Origin of the sequence: Mesorhizobium erdmanii USDA 3471 (genome assembly GCF_000472705.1) — a bacterium.
Taxonomy (GTDB): Bacteria; Pseudomonadota; Alphaproteobacteria; order Rhizobiales; family Rhizobiaceae; genus Mesorhizobium; species Mesorhizobium erdmanii.
Genome location: NZ_KI421454.1, coordinates 181,660 through 199,408 on the forward strand (window position 1 = coordinate 181,660; position 17,749 = coordinate 199,408).

Here is a 17,749-nt window from a genome sequence, read left to right on the forward strand (position 1 = left end):
TTTCAGAACTTTTGCGAGATCAGCGAATGACAGGCTCGCCATGGAAGCGCCGGCGCGAGGGTGGCGAGACACCGAAGCCGACTTCCATCATCAGCCGTGGCGTGCGCGAAGGCACGGTGCCCATATGGAAGCCGAACGGATCCTCGACGAAACCGAGACCGGCTTCGCCGGTCAGCGTGACGGGGCTGTCATCGCCATAGACCTTGAGAACCTCCTGCGCCGGATGGCCGACAAGCAGCGTCAGCTGATGCTTGATGGCGCGGCGGTTATGACTGCCCCGCACATAAACATGCGGGCCGGTGCCCTCGTCGACCGGCGTCAGATAGAAGAAGAATTTCAGCATCCGCCAGTCATCGAGATCGAAATGATACTTGCCGAGCGAGGCACGGTTCTTGTCGGCGTCGGAAGCCTCGCTGGTCGGGAAACTCCACCACACGCGTGTGGTGATCAGTTTCGCCTGAGCGCCCAGATAATGCGCGGCGATGTCGAGCAGCAGCGGGTCGTTCTGGATGGCGACCGCTGCCTTGCAGCCGAGGATGTGTTCGAAAAAGTGGCCGCTGAGCAAGGAGCGGCCGAAACGCTTCTCGGCCTCGGCATGGTCCTCAGCCATGAATTCGAGACGGCGATCGAAATTGCCGAAACAAGGCGTGTACCGGGCGAAGGCGGCGATCTCCTCATGGATGGAAGTCGGCAGGACGAGCCCGCAAAACAGCCCGTCCGACCGCAGCGCCTCGACAATTTCCTGGCGATCGACGCCGGCAAACATGGTGTCGTGGGCTTTTTGCGACACGCGAACCGGCTTTGCCCCACGCCAGTGCATCCGGCGCGCCGGCATGGTGCGGGCGAGCACAAACATCGGCAGCCATGCCGGGTTCTCGCGAATGTCCGACAGATAGGTCGGAATGCGCACGGCGATGCGGCGCAGCACGCCGCCGTTTCGCGCGATGGCCTCGAGACTGGCGGCGCCAGATTTGTCAGGGCTCGAAAGGGTCATGAAGGTCCTCAGCTATGAATGCAATATGATATCGACGAAGCATCGATTCTCACTGCCTCGCCGCTGGTCCAAGCCCGATTCCCGCAACGGAAGGACGTGTAGGCGCGCGTCGGTTTTTGTGCAACGCACAATAGCCTTGCGCGTGACAAATGCTGTTCGGATCGCCGTGCGCATCAGCCAATATTCCAGCGGCAGGCAAACGGGGCGGCGGCACTTGAAAAGAGCCGCCGCCCGGCTTGGCAGCTATTGGCGGACGAACAGCGGCTGGACGCTCGCCCATTGATCAGCGGTGCGGAAGCCGCCACGTTTCGTGTAGCTTTCGACCGGGAATTTCATCCAGCGCGGCAGCCAGTTGTCGATTTTCTCGCGGCCGTTCTCGCCCGCGAGGCAATCGCGGATGATCTTCTTTTGCGTCTTGACCTTCTCGGCGACATTGCCGTCGGCGACAGGCTTGCCGGCGAGGTCGGCCAGCATCGCATTGGCGATCTCCCTGTCGCGCAGCAGGTCGAAGAAGGCGTCGTCCGCTAGCCACCATGCGCCCATGTCGATGCCCAGATGATTGCCGAGCGCCTCGACGACGGCGCTGCCGGCTTCGAGCGTCTCGGCCATGACAAGGCCGAGAACGCGCATGACATCGTCGTCGCAAAGTGCCAGCAAACGGGCGAAGACGGCGGCAAGCGCAAAGGCGTCGCCATTGCCGCCGGCTATCGCACCCTCCTCGTCGGCCTGCCCAAGCAGCGCCAGTACCGCGCGCCCTTTTTCGGCGAAGGCGGCTTCGGCCTTGCAGGCTGCGAGGCTTGCCGCCACCGCTTCATTGGCGGTGCGCTGCGGCTCGCGGCGAACCTGCCACAGGCCCGAACCTGTGATGGCATGCGCCACCATCAGGCGCAGCGCGACACAAGGATGGTCGAGCATGGCGGTACGCACGGCACCGTGGCGGTGCAGATCGACATAGTTCTGCATCGGCCCGGTGAGTTCCGGCCGCGACGGCTTGGCGGGGATTTCGTCGAGCGCGCCGGCTTCGCCTTGCGCGCGGGCGCGGCGGGCCTCCTTGCGCGACAGCCAGCCCTCGTGGCATTCGACCGCACCGCGATGCGAGACTGATATGAAGACCTTGCCGCCCTTCTTCCTCGGCGTCTTTTCGTGGTCCCATGACTGGAAATGCTGCCCCGGTTCCAGTACGGCCACCTCGGGCCAGCCGGCTTCCAGATAGGCATCCCGTTTGTCGGCAATGGCCTCGTTCTGCTTTTGCCAGAACAGGTCTGCGTCAGCGAAATAGCTGTCCTCGCCGAACAGGTCGCAGACGATCAGGCCGGGATAATCCTCGACGGCAAACAGCGCCACCTTGGTGGAAATCGACTGGCCGCCGAACAGCCATTGTTTCAACTGGTGGCCGCGCGGCGCGTATTGCTCGGGATCGGCATAAAGCGCCAGCCAATCCTTCTGCTGCGCCTTGGAGGCCATGGTCAGATGGCGCGCCGTCTCGGCGTCGATGTCCTCGCGCCGATAGGCTTCGCGGATTTTGGGCAGAAGATCGCCGAGCGCCAGAATGCGTTTGACCAGAAGCTCGGTGATGCCGAAGGTTGCGGCGATATCTGGAATGGTGCGGCCTTCCCTGATCAGCCGCGAAAACGTCTCCCACTGCGACACCTCGTCGGGATCGAGCCGGGCGAAGTTTTCGATCAGCGAGGCTTCGAGCGCGTCGGCGTCGTCGCCGTCTTCCATGATGGCGCAGGGCAAGGCATCGCCCTCGCCCCGCTCGTCGGCGAGCGATTTCGCGGCGAAATAGCGGCGCCGGCCGGCGACGATCTCGAAGCTTTCCGGCGTGCCGTTGGACCGCACCAGAAGCGGCACCAGGACGCCGCGCGCGCGAACGGACGGCAGGATGTCCGACACGTCGGGCGCGCGTTTGGAATGGCGCATGTTGAGCGTGGAAATGTTGAGCTTATCAAGCGGAATGTGGGAAAGTTGCATGGTCTGTCTCCTTCGTTTCAGGGGTGGGATTGCCCCGCCGCAGAGGCTGCAAGCCGGCGCGGCGGGACGGTTTTCGCGCCTAGCGGCGCGTCTGTTCCGCCGTGTCGGGCGGAAGCTTGGAATGGGCGTTGCCAAGGGCTTCTGCCGCCTGTCGCAGCAGCCGCTCGGCTTCGGTGATGTGGCCGGCGCTGCACGCTGCCTGGGCGTAGACGGAGAGCGGAAAGCGCGGCTTGAACCAGAGGTCGCGCTCGATGCCGAGGCCAAGCCGCCCCTTGACGCTTGCAAGCTCGGCAAGGCTGACGCTGCCGAGTTCGGGGAAGCCGAAGCCGAGGTCGCAAAGGCCGAACAGTGTGTCGCCGTCGGCGTCGAGTTCGGTGAGAAGCCAGGTCGCTGGCCCGGTCGGATCGAACAGTTTTACCACCGGGAAATGGTCGGTTTCGGTGTCGGTTGCGCCATTGGCGAGCAGCCGGGCGCAAAGCTCGTCGGTGATCAGGATCATGGGAAAACTCCTCTAAAACAGGTCGAGTTGATTTCTGGGGGCGTCACCGAACAGCCCGATAACGAGCGGCTTTTGCGCCGCGCGCGGGCGCATCGGCGCGTCGGCCAAAAGGGCGAGTCGGTCGCGCGTGGTGAGCGGCCGGACACCGGGGGTGTCGGGATCGCGCGCGCTCATGCCGCGATCTCGTCTTGTTGCGCGCCTTCGGCCTCGGCGTTGAAGCCCAGAAGAAAATCGGCGGCCTTGGAGGCAAGGCTGGCGGCGCGGAAGATGGCGCGATTGTCCTCGCGCAGCACCTTCAGCCATGTGCCGATATAGTCGGCATGGCGCACGGTCGGCTCGATGCCGAGTGTCGAGCAGACAAAGGCAGCAGTGATTTCAGCAACCAATTCCTCGCGCGCATAGGTCTTGGAACCGAAGGCGCCGGAGAGGTCGCGCGCCAGCCGCGCCGGGTGGCCGGTCCAGTGGCCAAGCTCGTGCAAGCAGGTGCGGTAATAGTCGATCTGCTGAAAGAATGCCGGCTGCGGCGGCACCTGAATGGAGTCGGTGCCCGGCATGTAGAAAGCGCGATCGCCGCCGATGCGGAAATCCGCGCCGCTTCCTCGAATAAGCGCCTCGGCTTGGGGGACGATCTCGCGTTCGGGCAGCGGTTCGGCGTTGCCGTAAAGGTGCTCGGGCAGGCCGTCGCACTGCGCGACGTTGAAGACGGTGAAGCGTTTCAAATACGGCACCGCCTGCGGCTCGTCGCCATCCGTCTTGGCGCGCTCCTTCTCGTTTTTGGGGACAAAGCGGTCGGCATGCACGATGGTGGTGCCGCGCTCGCCCTTCCTGACATTGCCGCCAAGGGCAAGCGCCTGCCGGAAGGTCAGCCAGTTCTGGCCGGGATAGCTGCGCTCGATGACGGCGCCCCACAGGATGAGGATGTTGATGCCGGAATAGCGGCGCCCGGTGGCCGCGTTGCTGGGCAGGCCGAGGTCGGCCTTTGCGCTGCCCCATGGCTTGACCCATGGCACGGTGCCGCGCTCCAGTTCGGCAATGATGCGGTCCGTGATTTCCTGATAAAGGCTGGCGCCCGGGCGCCCGCCCCTGCCCGCGCCAGCTTCTGCGCTGCCGGAACGCTGGTGTTTTGCACGCATCGTCTGGTCCTCCGCTCTTCAATCCCGCGCCTTTCCCCGGAAGCGGGGTGGGCGGCGAGACGCGACCGGAAAGGCCCGCCGTCGGAGGCGGACCGCATCCGAAGGACCGGAACGAAGAGGAGGACCCGAAGCGAAGCGAAGGGTTGCGGGATGCCGCGGCGGGCCTAGAAGGGAGTGCCGCCCACCCCGCGCCGCCGGGAACGGCCAACAGACAAACCGCGCCGGCCGACAGGCCGGCGACCGTCAGCAGCCGACAGGCTGCCCGCGCCAGGGGGCGAAGCCGGATGGCCGAGACCGCCTGAGCCTGGCGAAGAAAAAGCGGGCTCGGTTCACGAGCACCCGGCACGCGCCGTCAGGCGCGCGGGCGCCGTCAAAGCTTAGGCCAAATTGCCGCTTTCCGCGGATGCGTGGATGCCATGCCTTGCGCTGCGGATATCAGGTCGCAGGGCTCAACGCTCGGTGCCCCCGCCAGGCGTACGGGCGAGAAAGGCGCTGAACAGGAATTCTCATTCCAGGAACGGTCGTTCCTGTTCCATAACGCGGTCGGCAGGTCGCCAGTGGCCCGTCGCTCGAGGTCCTATGCGAAGTGCGGTTACACATCCTGACGCAGCCAATAGAAAACATCCGCCGTTTTGAAGAGAAAGCCGGGATGCCTCCGTGCCAGCCGCTGAAGCGAATCTGAAACTCTCCGACCTGTTCGGCGCTATCGACCGCATACCGACGCCTGGCACGTTGTGGGGTGAGCGAAAGTTCGAGGGCTTTTGATCGATCCACTGGCGAAGTGTTGGCAGAGCTACCCGACATGGGCGCTGAGACGCGCACGGCGATCGACAAGGCTTATACGGCGCAGGCTGGATGGGCGGCGTTGACCCCGGGAGCGCAGGGACATGCTCTGGCGCTGGCATCAGCTGATCAAGACCATACCGACGACCTTGCTGCCATTCTTACGGCAGAGATTGGCAAGCCGCTTGCCGAAGCCAAAGTCGGAGGTCTCGCATGCGGCGGCATATCTGCAATGGTATGCCAAAGAGGCCAACCGCATCCATGGCGAGACGATCTCCCCGCCCTCGACTGACCGGGGCATGCTGGGTGAACAAGCAGCCAGTCGGCGTTGTTGGCACGATCACGCTATGGAATTTCCCGGCTTCAATGGTGGCGCGCAAGATCTCACCGGCTCTGGCGGCGGGCTGCACCGTGATCTTGAAACCTGCCGAACAGACGCCGCTTGTTGCAGGCGCAATGTGCGCGGCCGGCTTTCCCGAAGGCGTCGTCAACCTGATCTATACTTGCAAAGGCGATGCCATCGGCCGCAGCTGATTAGCCGAGGAACTTGATCCACAGGCGCTTGATCCATGCGAGGATGGCCCTGAGCCCCTTCGGCTGGGCGCCGCGCTTGAGAAGGCGGTCATAGGCACGGGCCGGCTTCGATCTGCTCGCGAGCCATCTTGCCGGCCCAATGGATCGATGATGACTGCCTGCAGGAACTGCGCTGGATTTTCCAAAGTGCGGCGCGACCTCGCCCAATGGCTGGCCAAGTGGGAGACGCGCGCTGCCCCAAACTGTGCCAGTGGGTGGAGGACAACATCGAGGAGACGCTCACCTTCACCCGGCTGCCACGCCAGCATCACAAGCGCCTGAAGAGCACCAACATCCTGGAGCGGCTCAATCAGGAGATCAAGCGGCGCATCCATGTGGTGCGCATCTTTCCCAGCGCCGAGAGCTGCCTGCGGCTCGTCCGCGCGCTCGCCGTCGAAACACACGAAAACTGGCTGGAGGCCATGCGAATCTCAACATGGAGCGCCTGGCCGAGCACAAGAAGGAGATGCTGCGCAAGCTGGAGCAGCCCAAGGCCGCGGTTACTTGAAGACGCCGCGCCTGACCCGCCAACACCGGCGACCGTGATCGCAAATTTGCAGAAGACTCTGGACAGAACTCCCAAACTGCATCAAAAAATAGTCAGAGCTAAATTATGGAAGCCGATTGAGATGGAGGAGGAGGGCTTACAAGCCTTTGTACAGCTCTGCCAAACTTTTCGATATCGATGGGTTTACCTGCGGACCGTTTGGCCATCGATTCCGATCGTTTTAGCTTCATCTCACGACGGGAATAGGCGCAGAGAGGTCTGGCCCTCGTGCAGAAATTACTGCCGGTACCACCGAAGTGAAGGAGTCGGACTGCTTTGTGTAGCGCCAAATTGCTGACGGAACGTCCGGCGCCCATTGTTGCTGCATGCCTCGATTCTTGGGGCGGTCTGGAAGACGCAATCCACCATCTCACTCCAAAGGGCAGTGGAATCTGGAACAATGTCGCTTTTGTACGCAAGACGTCCTTCACGCCGGATTGGCATATAATCTTTAACTCTCCTTCTGTTTTTGGACTTCCTGTTGATATCGAGGCGAGCCCGAACAGGACCATTTTTGCAATCGGCGAACCGCCGACGAAAGCGCATCGCGCCCTCCATCTTGGGCAGGGGGAAAATACCATCGTTCTGACGTCTGACGCAGAGCTGGTAGCTCGGCAGAATGCAGGGCGTCGATTCGTCTTGTCTCCACCTATCACTCGGTCTTGGTCTGTAAGAAAGACGTATGACCAACTTCTGCTCAGCGAAGTCGTTGACAAGCCGCGTCGGCTCTCATGGATTACCAGCAACATCGCCATGCTTAAAGGACATCGATATCGGCTGGCGTTTTTGGAACGGCTGAGAGGGGAGCTCGAGTTCGACCTGTTCGGCCGAGGTTTTCAACTGATTGGAGATAAATGGGACGCACTTGCACCTTACCGCTACAGTATAGCTTTCGAGAATACGTGCGCTGATTACTATTTTACAGAGAAGCTTATGGACTGCTTCGTTGCTGAAACAATGCCGATCTATTACGGCAGCCCGGCAATCACGCGGTTCTTTCCGCCGGACTCAATGGTTCTGATTGATCCAGATGACAAGAACGTAATTCAAAAGATCCGAGAAATCATCGACTCGGACCTCTGGAAGGAACGTCGCGATGCAATACGAGAGGCGAAGCGGTTGGTACTTGAGAAGTACAATACATTTGCTTATCTCGCGGGCTTCATCGAAAGCGTTCAGGATAAGCCTTTGCCGCCTAAAGTTATGCACATCGGTACGCCTGCAGTCGATTTTGGGGTAGACGAATGAACTCCAAAGTTCATTCGCTTTGCGCGCCCGGCGGTTGGTGGTCTGGCAGGGTCCGTACGGAACACTCGGCGGAGAATGCCTCGAGCATCTTTGATGAACACAAGAATCGGCCGATAGGTCCTGTCTGATTCACTGTCCCGGTGATTTGCGAGGAGGTGATGATGACGAGGAGCCTAAGGGCGGACCTTCGTGGGCGCGTGATTGCGGCCACTTAAGGCGGGGTTTCGACGCGGGAGGCGACGCGTCGCTTCCGGATCGGTATTTCGACGGCCGGGAGTTGGTATCGCCGCTATCACGAGACCGGCCAGATGGAAGCGCGCAAGCAGGGCCAGCCGTCGCGTTCGAAGCTCGATGCGCATGCGGCCTTCATTCTTGGTCTCATCGAGGACGCGCCGGACATCACGCTTGCTGAGATCGGGGAGCGCCTTGCCGCCGAGCGTGGCGTGCGGGCAGCGTCGTCCACGGTCCGGCTGTACCTCGACCGGCGCGGCATCACGTTTCAAAAGAAGACGGCGCACGCCGCCGAACAGCAGCGCCCCAATGTCCTGCGCCGCCGCAGAAGCTGGTTCGATGGCCAGCTCGATCTCGACCCCGAGAGGCTGATTTTCATCGATGAGACCGCAGCATCCATAAAGATGGCGCGGTTGCGTGGCCGCAGCCTGCGCGGCGAACGATTGTCGGGCGGCCGTTCCTCACGGCCATTGGAAGACCACCACATTCATGGCCGGCCTGCGGCTGGGCGGCTTGGCGGCGCCAATTCTGCTCGAAGGCCCTACGAATGGTTCTGGCTTCCTCGCCTATGCGCAGCAGGTCCGCGCACCCGAGCTTCGCCCCGGCGACATCGTGGTCATGGACAACCTGCCCGCCCAAAGATCAGCGGCGCGCGCGAGGTGATCGAGCAGTTGGCGCGGCTCCTGTTCCTGCCGCCATACTCGCCCGACTTCAACCCGATCGAGATGGCTTTCTCGAAGCTCAAGGCTCTCCTGAGAAGGGCTGCAACCCGAACCATCGACGAATTCTGGTCGGTCGTGGCCAACTGCCTCGCAGCTTTCACAGCCGAGGAATGCACGCACCATGTCGAGGCAGACGGCAATGACCCGGAATAAGTCGAATCTGCTCTAGCTGCGCAAACGGGCCGAGATGGGCGCACGACATTGGTACGCCACCCGGCTGCTGCTGATCAGGCGAACTGGGGAAGGCCGGGAATGGAATTGAGAACCTCGTCCACGAGTTCGTCGCCGGCATGTTCCTTGGCCAAGGCGATCGTCTCGTTAGCAAGGCCGGCGATATTTCCCAGGCTGAGACCCTCGTTCATCAATTGCTGGCCGAAACCCACCACACCGCCTCCGGCGAGGACGCTGCCGCCCTCTGTGTCCTCACCATCATGCTTCGCCACTAATTCCGAAGCTCCGGGAATGGCCTCGATCATGCGCGTAGCGGGACCGTCGGCTGCCTCGCGTTGCAGGAAACCCAGCATCATGCCAACGGCCTTGTCTGCGAGGGCCGGGTCGACGCCGACATTGGTGGCGATGCGTGATACGAATTCTTCCAAGGCAGGGCACCTTTCGTTTTATTGAGGTTAGAATGATTAGCTATGTTTGTCCCGCTCAAATGGTTGAGCGCAGCGCCAGTCTACGCCTCCGCAGTCTTACGCAAAAAACCTCTCAGGTATTGGTCCACCCTCTTGGCTATTTCCATGGACTTCACGTCTACAAGGCGCTGAAAAGGCACCGCAGCAATGATGGTGGTTACAAGTACAATGAGGACAGTGCTACTAGCCGCAATGGCATGCCCCCATTGGATAGTCCAGAGATAGGCAAAGCACCCGAGCGAGCAAAGGATAGGGAAATGAAGGAGGTAGACCGAGAACGACAATCGACCCAGGAGTGGGAAAAAGTATGACGAGAAGGCTCGCTGAAGCGATGGAAGCGCGAGAACGCTAGCGACAAGGAAGGTTGCACCGACGCAGTGCATTGCGTCTTTCAGGGGATTAAAGTCGATTGGGGAGAGTTTGATGATCGGCTCATACAAGATGTCGTTTGAGAAGCCGCCAAGATAGATGGCAGCAAGAAAGATTGCGATCTTGGCTTTGTGAGGCCATTTCGCTGGAGAAACGCGAGTCAGGAGGACGCCGACCCCGAACGACAAGGCGAAGGGCAGGTAAGCTATATGGATCGCAAAAGAGAGAGCCGCGGCAAAAACTGTGACGAGGGCGAAGGTGAACCACCTCGCAGCGAAGGCGAACATGAAGGCTAAGTATGAACCGACGAGCTCAATGGACATCGTCCAGAGTGGTGAATTGAGTTTGTTCTTACCGAGAAATAAGGACTCATATAGGGCCTCCTTGGCGATGGTCGCGGCCGTAATTGAGCTAGGGTAATACCAGGTCAGCCAGATCGAGCCCGTGAGTGGAGCAACTTCAAGATTTCTCATCAGCCCCATGGCAAAAATGGTACCGGCAAAAACGATTGAAGCCGCGATTGGAATGCCGAGGCGGGGTATCCGTCGGATTGCCCTGGATACAAGCACCGACGCATTTCCAGTGTCAGCATAAGACTTGGTAAGGACGAAGCCGCTTAGAACGAAGAATACACAAACCGCAAAGCTTCCGTTGATAAGCATGCTGAATGGGGGAAGAGTTAGAAGCTGAGCAGGCCATCCGATTTCTGGCCACGCTGCTTGCGCCAACGGGTACATGGTTTTGAATATCCCTGGCTCGACAGCGAAGAGGGCGTGAGACAAGAGGACGCCAACTGCAGCCAGCCCCCTCAACCCCTCTAAAGCAATAAAACGTTCAGATCCGGCCTGCCCCGCCGCCATTCCGTTCATGGATACCTGCCCCTTACGATGCGCCGGTTTCGACTTGGTTCTTCCTACAAAGTCCACGCTCGTGAACGTGAGCTGGAAAACACGGGACATTGGCTTTCCTGCGCTATGCAGCATCATGACTGATGGGTAAACTTGATTGTTTGGATATAATGCATCCATGGGATGGATATGGGGCCATGCCCACCGGCGACGGCCGGTCCTGGATCTGAAACTCGGCCTGATCGTGCGAGAGACAGTAGAGCGCCTGAAGCACCATGATCTTCAACATCATCACCGTATCAAAGGGCGGCCGTCCGCCCTTGGCGCTTCGGAGGCGGCGAAGCCGGTTGGCCGAGGCCGCCTGAGCCTTGCGAAGAAAAAACGGGCTCGGTTCACGAGCACCCGGCACGCGCCGTCAGGGCGCGCGGGCGTCATCAAGTGCAGGCAGGCTGCCGCTTGCCGGATGCCTGGACGCCATGCCTTGCGCTGCGGTTTTATCAGCTCGCAGGACTTAACGCCGGTGTCCCCGCGAGGCGTGCCTCTGTGCCAACCGCTTGCACCTGAAATCTGCTTAGCTGTTCGGCGCCTTCGACCGCATGCCGCCACTCGGCACGCCGCCTGGCGAGCGAATTTTCGAGGTCTTGATTCCACTGGCGACGTTTTGGCGGAAATTCGCAACATGGGGTCACGGAGACGCGGGCAGCAAGGCCTGTATCGCAAGAGACTGGATGGGCAGCCATGACCTCCCGAGAGCGCAGCGACATGGCTTGGCACTGGCATCAGCTGATCATCGACCATGCGGACGACCTTGCTGCCATTCTCACCGCTGAGATGGGCAAGCCGCTTGCCGAAGCCGGCTCGGAAGTCTCTCACGCTGCTTGCGATCTGCAATGGGACGCCCGAAGAGGCCAAAGCCATCTATAGCGAGACGATCTCCCTGCCCTCGACGGGCCAGCGCATGCTGGCGGTCAAGCAGCCGATCGGCGTTGTTGGCACCATCACGCCGTGGAATTTTCTCGGCCTCGAGGGTTGCGCGCAAGAGCTCGCCGGCGCTGGCGGCCCGCTGCGCGGTCATCCTCAAACCTGCCGAACAGACGCCGCTTGTTGCAGGCGCAATGGTTGCACTCGGCGCGGAGGCCGGCTTTCCCGAAGGCGTCGGCAACCTGATCTGTGCCTGCAAAGGCGATGCCGTCGGCCGCACGCTGATTAGCCGATGAACTTGATCCACAGGCGCTTGAACCATGCGACGATGGCCTTGAGCCCCTTCGGCCGGGTGCCGCGCTTGAGAAGGCGGTCATAGGCGCGGCCGGCTTCGATCTGCTTTTGATGAGGTGTAACGGAAATGACTGGAATGGGTCTATCATCGGTCTTGGAGCAAGGGCGTCTCGCACAATTTGGCTGACCTGGGTCAGCTTGTTCGGCGTTTGGTGTTTCGCGGACGCTCTGCTGACGTCGGCTGGTTTTCGCGATCCTCGGTGGTCAATTGCTGCGGACCGACAACGGACTTGCGGCCACCTGCAATGGGCAACTTCATCTGCGGGGCACGTCGAACCTCTTCCGGCGTCGGACGACGACGTGGCCTTCTTGTCTTCAGACCGGATTTGGCGTGCTCGTTGAATGCCTCACGCGCCAGATTGAGTTCTAGGAGATTCGCCAGAGCTTGATCTTCAGAGATATCTGTAGGCCACCCGTAGGCTCCGGCAACGGCGGCATCCAGGTCCGAGTGAGCGTCGACCAACCACTGCGGACGCCGGTTGTAGAGGTTGGTCAGGGCACGCTCGCGGAGGATCGCGTGCGACACGATGTCCTTCGGAAGGATTTGATCCGGATAGCCGGGCACGACCTCGGGCTTGATCTGGACAAGGTCGCTCGGGTTGAGCCACGCGTTTCGTAAGTCATCAAGCCTCTTGGCCACCTGTGATATGGCGATGGCTCGTGAATCCTTTTCATATCGGACTGCTGGGATATCCGGCGTGAGGCCCTCGGGGAACGGGAAGGTCTCGAATACCCCCGCACTATTGTAGGTTGGATCATTGCCGACGCCGTGCCACGAGCAAGTTCCGAAGCTCCAAGCCTCATGAAATCGGGAGTGAAGAATCCCGAAAAAGACATCATCTGACCGAGAAAACGCGAAGATGCGGGAGTCGGGCACTATCGCTTGATCAAGCCACACGAATGTCCGATGCTTTGCGACGCGAGGTGTTGCCATGTAACGCGAGTGGCCCTGCAAGGAAGCGTGAAAAGCCGGTCTCGGCTCCACGTGTCGCCACCAACGCTCGCGGTAGGCATCACGCCTGTTCTTTGAGCGCTCCGGAAACACATGCTCTCTAATGTGCTGGAACGGCGCCTCGTAGAGGGCAGCCTCCTGCTCGGACATCTCCCAGCCGAAATCCACAATCCACATGTCGCGGCCGCGGCGAGTGACGTCCATTCCATTGCGCCATGGACGGAGCACATCTGAGTTTGGCCTACCGTTGGGATTCATCGGCATCGAGAGCCAGGCCCGCGCCAAGCTACCCGGGACGTCGAAGGCACCGCCCTTCGTGTCGCCCATGAACGCTACGTTCTGGTTTTCAGACAGCCTGCGCGCCTTGGTCAAGTCGGTTACGCCGGCGGTAAGATCTGCGTTTATCTGTGCAACCGTCCTCCCATCGAGGCACAACGGGTCCTCGCCGTGGCCGAAGCAGATTAGGGATACTCGTACGGCTGCGCCATCGACGACCCACGGCTCGTCACTCCAGGCTTCGAATAGCCGGCTTTCGGCGATGATCCGATCCAACACCCTTCTGTTCGCTCCACCGCGTATGGAATTCGTCGTGACCAGACCCACTCGACGCGTTCGATCTGCTGCGACAGCGGCGCGGGATTTCTCCACCCAATAGCAGACGAGATCAGCCTCGCGAGAGACGCGCCCATCGTACATATCGAAAAGGCGATCAACCGTTGGATCGCCCAAGGCTTGCCGCATCAAACGCACGCCGACAAACGGCGGATTTCCAACGATGAATTCTGCTTCTGGCCATTCTGCTTCAGCATCTTCCGAGACTGGTTGCAGTGCAGCAAGAAGGTCTCCTTGTGCGTCACGAGCTGTATCAACGTCTTGGGCCTGCCTAACCAAGGCGTCTCGCCTTTCGATTGCATCTAGCTTGCGTAGGATTGGTATCGATTTCGAGCGTATCCCATTCTTGATCTGCCACTGAATGTCTCCGATCCAAATGGTCGTGCGTGCAAGCTCGGCCGCCATCATGTTGATTTCGATGCCGCGCAGGATTTCAGGCCCTACGAGCGGAAGCTGAGCGGGCATGCCGAGCATCTCGCAGTCGAGGTTGGCGCGGTGTTCGATATCCTTCACACCCTGGAGAGCGAGGTATAGGAAGTTCCCAGACCCGCATGCCGGATCCAGGATGCGGAGCTTTCGCAGCCGTTCCGTGAACCGGGACCGTACTTCGGCGGCCGCTTCCTCCCGCGTCATCCGGCGGGATTGCTGCCTGCGCATTGGCGGCTTGCGATTGCCATTCAGGAGTTCGACAATCTCCCGTCTTGCTTGTTCCCATTCCTGTCTCAGAGGCCTCAGGATGACCGGATCGACAAGACGCATAATTTTTTCTGGATCGGTGTAGTGCGCGCCGATCTGGGCGCGTTTTTCCGGGTCCAGAAACCGCTCGAACAGAGTTCCGAAAATCGTCGGATCGATGAGGCCCCAATCGAGGCTGTCTGCGGCGACAAGCAAACCAATGTCACCGTCATCGAGCCGTAGCGCTCGGCGACCATCAAACAGGCCGCCGTTGAACCATGTGATGTCGGTCAGGTCGAACTCGCCGCCGCGCTCCATTGCTTCAAACAGCTTGTCGAGGTAGCTCATGGCTCGTTCGGGAGCACGGGCCGATCGCTTCAGGAGCTTCGTGAACAGGCCATCAGGCAGCAGGCTGACACTCTGGGCGAAAAAGCAGAAGACCAGCTGATTTACGAAATGAGCAATCTCATCTGGTGTGCCTCGCCCCTGAACGCGGAGTGCGATCGTGGAAAACTTGTCTGCTGCCTCCTTGGTGACCGCCGCGCGTGTTCGGGTCGGCCTCAGCTTTTCCGGGCTGAAGAAGACGTTGTGCAACATCTCACGCGCTGAAGGTTCCGCCAGGTCATCTAGGGTGATCACGTATGTGGACGGAACGGTGTTCGTCCAAGCGGTATGGATGCGAAGGCGTTCGATGTCGCAAACGATGAGTAGCGGCGGGCTCAAAAGCGCCGGCGCGTATCGCATCAACTGGAGGAGGGCCTCGTCGAGGTTTCCCTTCTTACGCTTGTACTCCCATGCGAAGTGATCCTTCTTCCAGACGTCAGCAAAACCTTTACCCCCTCCGAGCTTGTTCGCACCTTTCTCGAACGCGAAGAACGCGCCGGTCGGGTCCTCATCGCTCGGAGACGGATGGCCGACCAGCGAGCAGATATCGAGGAAGTGTTCTTGAGCTGCCTGCCGCTCGCCAAGTTCCGACTTCCTCCACTTCTTGATGAAAGCAGCAGGCGTTATGGGCGTGAGCCCTGCGGCACCCAGACTCATTACACATCCCCTCCGACACAGTCATCGGACCCGGCAGAAGAGGTTGCCAATAAAACTCTGATTATTGGTTAATATTAGTCACCGATGCATCAATAATTGCCTCGCCCTGACCTATTATTGTGTAGCATCAGAAATAGGGGACACCATGCATTGTGGCAGCGGTGATCACACGACTGGAATGCATTTCCTGGTTTCCTGAAGCGCTTTCCATTCGACTTCCGGCGCGGAAAAAACGCGTCAGCGAGCGCCCGACTAATTAAAGCGCGGCGCGCTGGCACTGGACCGCGGCAGTTTGCGGGCTTTCTACTCGTGTTCCGGTGGATGGCAACCCACGCTTTGGCTCAACATGGTTTGCCTATTAATTGCCTTCGTGATGCCCCTCGGCGGCCAGCTTCTGCTTGCTCTTGCGTACTCGGATCTCGATACGACGCCTTTCTGGAGCGTCGCCTGACTGAGCTCCATCCGTGAGGCGATCATCCGGCAGGATCAGTTGGCCGCCTGACATGGGTAGGATGTTCAAATGATCAAACGCCGGTATCTTTTTCAGAACGGACGCGACGGATATCGCTCGCGCGAGGCCTAGCCCGGCATTATCACCCGGCTCCATTTCGCTGACGCTCTCATCCCCAGAGAGTACGCGCCCCAGAACGAAGTCCATGTTCGACTGCCTCGACAATCGCTGCTCGTCAGTGTGGCCAATGACCTCGACGACATCGACATCGTATTTTGCGACGATATCGGCAATCTGCTCGGCAATAGCGCCCTCAAGCTTGGCCTTAAAGGCCGGTTTGAGTTCGGCACTGCTGACTTCGAAGGAATAGCCCTTGGCTTCGCTCAGATTGATGATCGGTGGCAGATCCTTAGGCTGCCGTGTCGTTTCAGCGAGTTCCTTTTCGGCTTCAGCCAGCTTCCGTTCGGCTTCGGTCGCACGCTGATCTGCTGAGACTAGCTTGCGTACGTCGTCGGCTGAGAGATTGTTGTCTCGGACCGCGACTGTGGCTTCCGCCAGCTGAACTGCTTCGTCGGCCGACAGTCCCTTTTGCTCGATCTGCTCGATCGCTTTTTTGGCGAGGACGAGCTTTCGCCATTCCTCATCAGGCACTTTGTGCCCAGTGAAGCGCTCCATGAGCTCGGCAACCTGGGCCAGCAGGTTCTTGTTCTCCTGCTTGAGTTGCTGAATCACTGCTTCGCTGCGGGATACCCTTTCAAGGGCAGTTTCCAATTCGGCCTTCTTCTTTGCGACAATGGCGCCTGCAACCAACAGCAGGCAGAAGACGAGCAGGAGCATCGTTTCGGCCATGGTGAGCCCGAGGATCAAGCCGCGGGCATAGCCTTTCTTTTCGTAGCCGACCGAAGCTCCGCCGGGTTCGTTCAGCGCCACCATCTCGGCCTCGGCTGGACTTTCTCCACGATCGGCTGGGAGGCCTGCTGCCCGGCATCAGCGCCGTTGGCTGTTGCCGTTGCGCCTGGCTTCTCACCCTGCGCAGTTGCCGCCGAAATGGGGATGAAGATGGGAGGTTCAACAGACGGTTCATTGGCGTGCACAGGTGCAACCGGAGGAATTTCGTTCGGGACGGACACACGATCGCGATCGAGGATGCGGGATAGCAGGTTCGTCGTACTGGCGTTTTGCTCAGCCTGCTTCTCAAGCCTCTCCAGGAGGAGCTTCTGATGCGCCGCCATCCTCAAGACGGTATCCGAAAGCTTGTCGGTCCTTTCCCCCTGCTCTTTGGAAAGCGCCTCAGCCCGCTCGGTGAACCTTCCGACAGACGCTGCAAGCACCTTGAGAACTGTGACGACATCCGTCTTGAGGACCTCGTCCGGAATAACCACGTTGGCGAGCTTCCCGGCAACTATGTCGGCCTGCGCCTCGAACTTCGAGATCGTGCCAGCCATGGAGGCATTCGCCGTGTCGAGCGACGCTGCGACTGTGTCGACCTTTTCAGCGACACCTGAAAACCTGCTTTCGATACGGCCGAACGTGTCATCGAGGCTTTTGGCTATCTTCTCCGAAGTCTCCTGGACGGGCTTTATCGCTTTGGCGGCCATACCCTCGAAGGCCTGTCGGACCTGATCGCCGTTCTTCTCCGCCTGTCGGGCTATTTCGTCGAAGCCTTCTTCCAACATCTGATTGCAAACCCGGCGGAAGTCGGCGAACTCACGCGCTACGCTTTCCATCTCGGTGCGCACGCGACGTGTCATGTCCGCGAGCTCGTGACGGGCAGCCCGTTCCACGTCGGCGGGGTCGCGTCGGACCTGATTGTGGAAGATGCGCAGCGCGATGCCTGTGATGGTCGACGTCACGGCAATGCCGAAATTCCTGACGATTTCGTCGGTCGATGCGTCTGTGCCGAACTGGTAAAGCGAGGTGCCCAGGCTGGAGAGCGTGAACAGGAAGCCCATGTAATAGAGGTTGTCACCTGTCTGCTCGTCGTGAACGCGCAACTTCCCGACGTACCAGGAAAACGCGAAGTAGCCGATCATGATGCCGATCGGCACCGTTGACGAGATAACGGGACTTATGCCGGCGGTCTTTGTGACGGCGATGAAAATGCACCCCCCTACCGTTAGCGCGATATAGAAAGCCTGCGGGAAGATCCACGTATCGAGGAAGGATTGTCTACGCGCGGCCATG

14 protein-coding genes and 3 pseudogenes are annotated in these 17,749 nt (G+C 60.1%); 6 read left to right on the forward strand and 11 right to left on the reverse strand.

The features are described 5' to 3' along the window. Positions 1-19: 19 nt before the first annotated feature. The 5 genes from A3AU_RS0131275 to A3AU_RS0131295 form a co-directional block, all read right to left on the reverse strand. Entirely contained in the window at positions 20-994 is a 975-nt protein-coding gene (locus tag A3AU_RS0131275) for a hypothetical protein (protein ID WP_027056383.1), read from the reverse strand. Between the two features lie 243 nt (positions 995-1,237). Next, positions 1,238-2,968: a ParB/RepB/Spo0J family partition protein gene (locus tag A3AU_RS0131280; protein ID WP_027056384.1), complete on the reverse strand. Its 1,731-nt coding sequence runs from the start codon at positions 2,966-2,968 to the stop codon at positions 1,238-1,240. Positions 2,969-3,047: 79 nt separating this feature from the next. Beyond that, complete coding sequence (locus A3AU_RS0131285) at positions 3,048-3,467, reverse strand: DUF2958 domain-containing protein (protein ID WP_027056385.1); 420 nt, start codon at positions 3,465-3,467, stop codon at positions 3,048-3,050. A 12-nt stretch (positions 3,468-3,479) separates the two neighbouring features. After that, a complete protein-coding gene (locus A3AU_RS1000000139325; RefSeq protein WP_154674704.1) occupies positions 3,480-3,641 on the reverse strand; it encodes a hypothetical protein in 162 nt (53 codons plus the stop codon). Next, the gene (locus tag A3AU_RS0131295; protein ID WP_027056386.1) at positions 3,638-4,600 is read right to left on the reverse strand and encodes an ArdC family protein; all 963 of its coding nucleotides are present in this window, start codon (positions 4,598-4,600) and stop codon (positions 3,638-3,640) included. Before A3AU_RS0131295 ends, A3AU_RS1000000139325 begins: the two co-directional genes overlap by 4 nt. A gap of 802 nt (positions 4,601-5,402) precedes the next feature. Between A3AU_RS0131295 and A3AU_RS1000000140845 the strand changes: the two genes are divergently transcribed. The 5 genes and pseudogenes from A3AU_RS1000000140845 (at position 5,403) to A3AU_RS1000000137085 (ending at position 8,857) form a co-directional block, all read left to right on the forward strand. After that, entirely contained in the window at positions 5,403-5,675 is a 273-nt protein-coding gene (locus tag A3AU_RS1000000140845) for an aldehyde dehydrogenase family protein (protein WP_272481105.1), read from the forward strand. Then, positions 5,597-5,917, forward strand: a complete 321-nt coding sequence (locus tag A3AU_RS1000000140850; RefSeq protein ID WP_272481106.1) for an aldehyde dehydrogenase family protein — start codon at positions 5,597-5,599, stop codon at positions 5,915-5,917. The genes A3AU_RS1000000140845 and A3AU_RS1000000140850 overlap by 79 nt, the downstream gene beginning before the upstream one ends. A gap of 128 nt (positions 5,918-6,045) precedes the next feature. Continuing rightward, the gene (locus A3AU_RS1000000138525; protein ID WP_161633555.1) at positions 6,046-6,801 is read left to right on the forward strand and encodes a transposase; all 756 of its coding nucleotides are present in this window, start codon (positions 6,046-6,048) and stop codon (positions 6,799-6,801) included. Beyond that, positions 6,795-7,751, forward strand: coding sequence for a glycosyltransferase family 10 domain-containing protein (locus A3AU_RS1000000139335; RefSeq protein WP_154674705.1), 957 nt, complete (start codon positions 6,795-6,797; stop codon positions 7,749-7,751). Before A3AU_RS1000000138525 ends, A3AU_RS1000000139335 begins: the two co-directional genes overlap by 7 nt. Positions 7,752-7,912: 161 nt before the next feature. Next, positions 7,913-8,857, forward strand: a pseudogene (locus tag A3AU_RS1000000137085) (IS630 family transposase). 74 nt (positions 8,858-8,931) lie between these two features. Here the strand turns inward: A3AU_RS1000000137085 and A3AU_RS0131330 are convergent. From A3AU_RS0131330 to A3AU_RS1000000138530, 3 genes and pseudogenes are all read right to left on the reverse strand, one after another. Further along, on the reverse strand, positions 8,932-9,303 hold the full coding sequence (locus A3AU_RS0131330) for a hypothetical protein (RefSeq protein WP_027056388.1): 372 nt from the start codon (positions 9,301-9,303) through the stop codon (positions 8,932-8,934). Between the two features lie 80 nt (positions 9,304-9,383). Beyond that, positions 9,384-10,670: an acyltransferase family protein gene (locus tag A3AU_RS0131335; protein ID WP_161633556.1), complete on the reverse strand. Its 1,287-nt coding sequence runs from the start codon at positions 10,668-10,670 to the stop codon at positions 9,384-9,386. Between the two features lie 97 nt (positions 10,671-10,767). Beyond that, positions 10,768-10,902: pseudogene (locus tag A3AU_RS1000000138530) on the reverse strand (transposase); the annotation flags it as partial. 232 nt (positions 10,903-11,134) lie between these two features. Here A3AU_RS1000000138530 and A3AU_RS1000000141035 point away from each other — a divergent pair. Then, a pseudogene (locus tag A3AU_RS1000000141035) lies at positions 11,135-11,770 on the forward strand (aldehyde dehydrogenase family protein); the annotation flags it as partial. 197 nt (positions 11,771-11,967) lie between these two features. Here the strand turns inward: A3AU_RS1000000141035 and A3AU_RS01000000136485 are convergent. The 3 genes from A3AU_RS01000000136485 to A3AU_RS1000000137420 all read right to left on the reverse strand — a co-directional run bounded on the left by A3AU_RS01000000136485 (position 11,968) and on the right by A3AU_RS1000000137420 (position 17,748). Continuing rightward, a complete protein-coding gene (locus A3AU_RS01000000136485) occupies positions 11,968-15,114 on the reverse strand; it encodes a class I SAM-dependent DNA methyltransferase (protein WP_209444686.1) in 3,147 nt (1,048 codons plus the stop codon). A 358-nt stretch (positions 15,115-15,472) separates the two neighbouring features. After that, a complete protein-coding gene (locus A3AU_RS0131355; protein WP_027056392.1) occupies positions 15,473-16,498 on the reverse strand; it encodes an OmpA family protein in 1,026 nt (341 codons plus the stop codon). Beyond that, complete coding sequence (locus A3AU_RS1000000137420) at positions 16,486-17,748, reverse strand: hypothetical protein (protein ID WP_051355516.1); 1,263 nt, start codon at positions 17,746-17,748, stop codon at positions 16,486-16,488. Before A3AU_RS1000000137420 ends, A3AU_RS0131355 begins: the two co-directional genes overlap by 13 nt. Between the last annotated feature and the right edge of the window lies 1 nt (position 17,749).

Bases quoted from the DNA above. Each gene is read 5' to 3' on its own strand.
- A3AU_RS0131355 (WP_027056392.1), bottom strand. From the start codon at position 16,498: ATGGTGGCGCTGAACGAACCCGGCGGAGCTTCGGTCGGCTACGAAAAG.
- A3AU_RS0131285 (WP_027056385.1), bottom strand. From the start codon at position 3,467: ATGATCCTGATCACCGACGAGCTTTGCGCCCGGCTGCTCGCCAATGGC.
- A3AU_RS0131275 (WP_027056383.1), bottom strand. From the start codon at position 994: ATGACCCTTTCGAGCCCTGACAAATCTGGCGCCGCCAGTCTCGAGGCC.
- A3AU_RS1000000137420 (WP_051355516.1), bottom strand. From the start codon at position 17,748: ATGGCCGCGCGTAGACAATCCTTCCTCGATACGTGGATCTTCCCGCAG.
- A3AU_RS0131295 (WP_027056386.1), bottom strand. From the start codon at position 4,600: ATGCGTGCAAAACACCAGCGTTCCGGCAGCGCAGAAGCTGGCGCGGGC.
- A3AU_RS0131280 (WP_027056384.1), bottom strand. From the start codon at position 2,968: ATGCAACTTTCCCACATTCCGCTTGATAAGCTCAACATTTCCACGCTC.
- A3AU_RS1000000139325 (WP_154674704.1), bottom strand. From the start codon at position 3,641: ATGAGCGCGCGCGATCCCGACACCCCCGGTGTCCGGCCGCTCACCACG.
- A3AU_RS01000000136485 (WP_209444686.1), bottom strand. From the start codon at position 15,114: ATGAGTCTGGGTGCCGCAGGGCTCACGCCCATAACGCCTGCTGCTTTC.
- A3AU_RS1000000140845 (WP_272481105.1), top strand. From the start codon at position 5,403: ATGGGCGCTGAGACGCGCACGGCGATCGACAAGGCTTATACGGCGCAG.
- A3AU_RS1000000140850 (WP_272481106.1), top strand. From the start codon at position 5,597: ATGCGGCGGCATATCTGCAATGGTATGCCAAAGAGGCCAACCGCATCC.
- A3AU_RS0131335 (WP_161633556.1), bottom strand. From the start codon at position 10,670: ATGTCCCGTGTTTTCCAGCTCACGTTCACGAGCGTGGACTTTGTAGGA.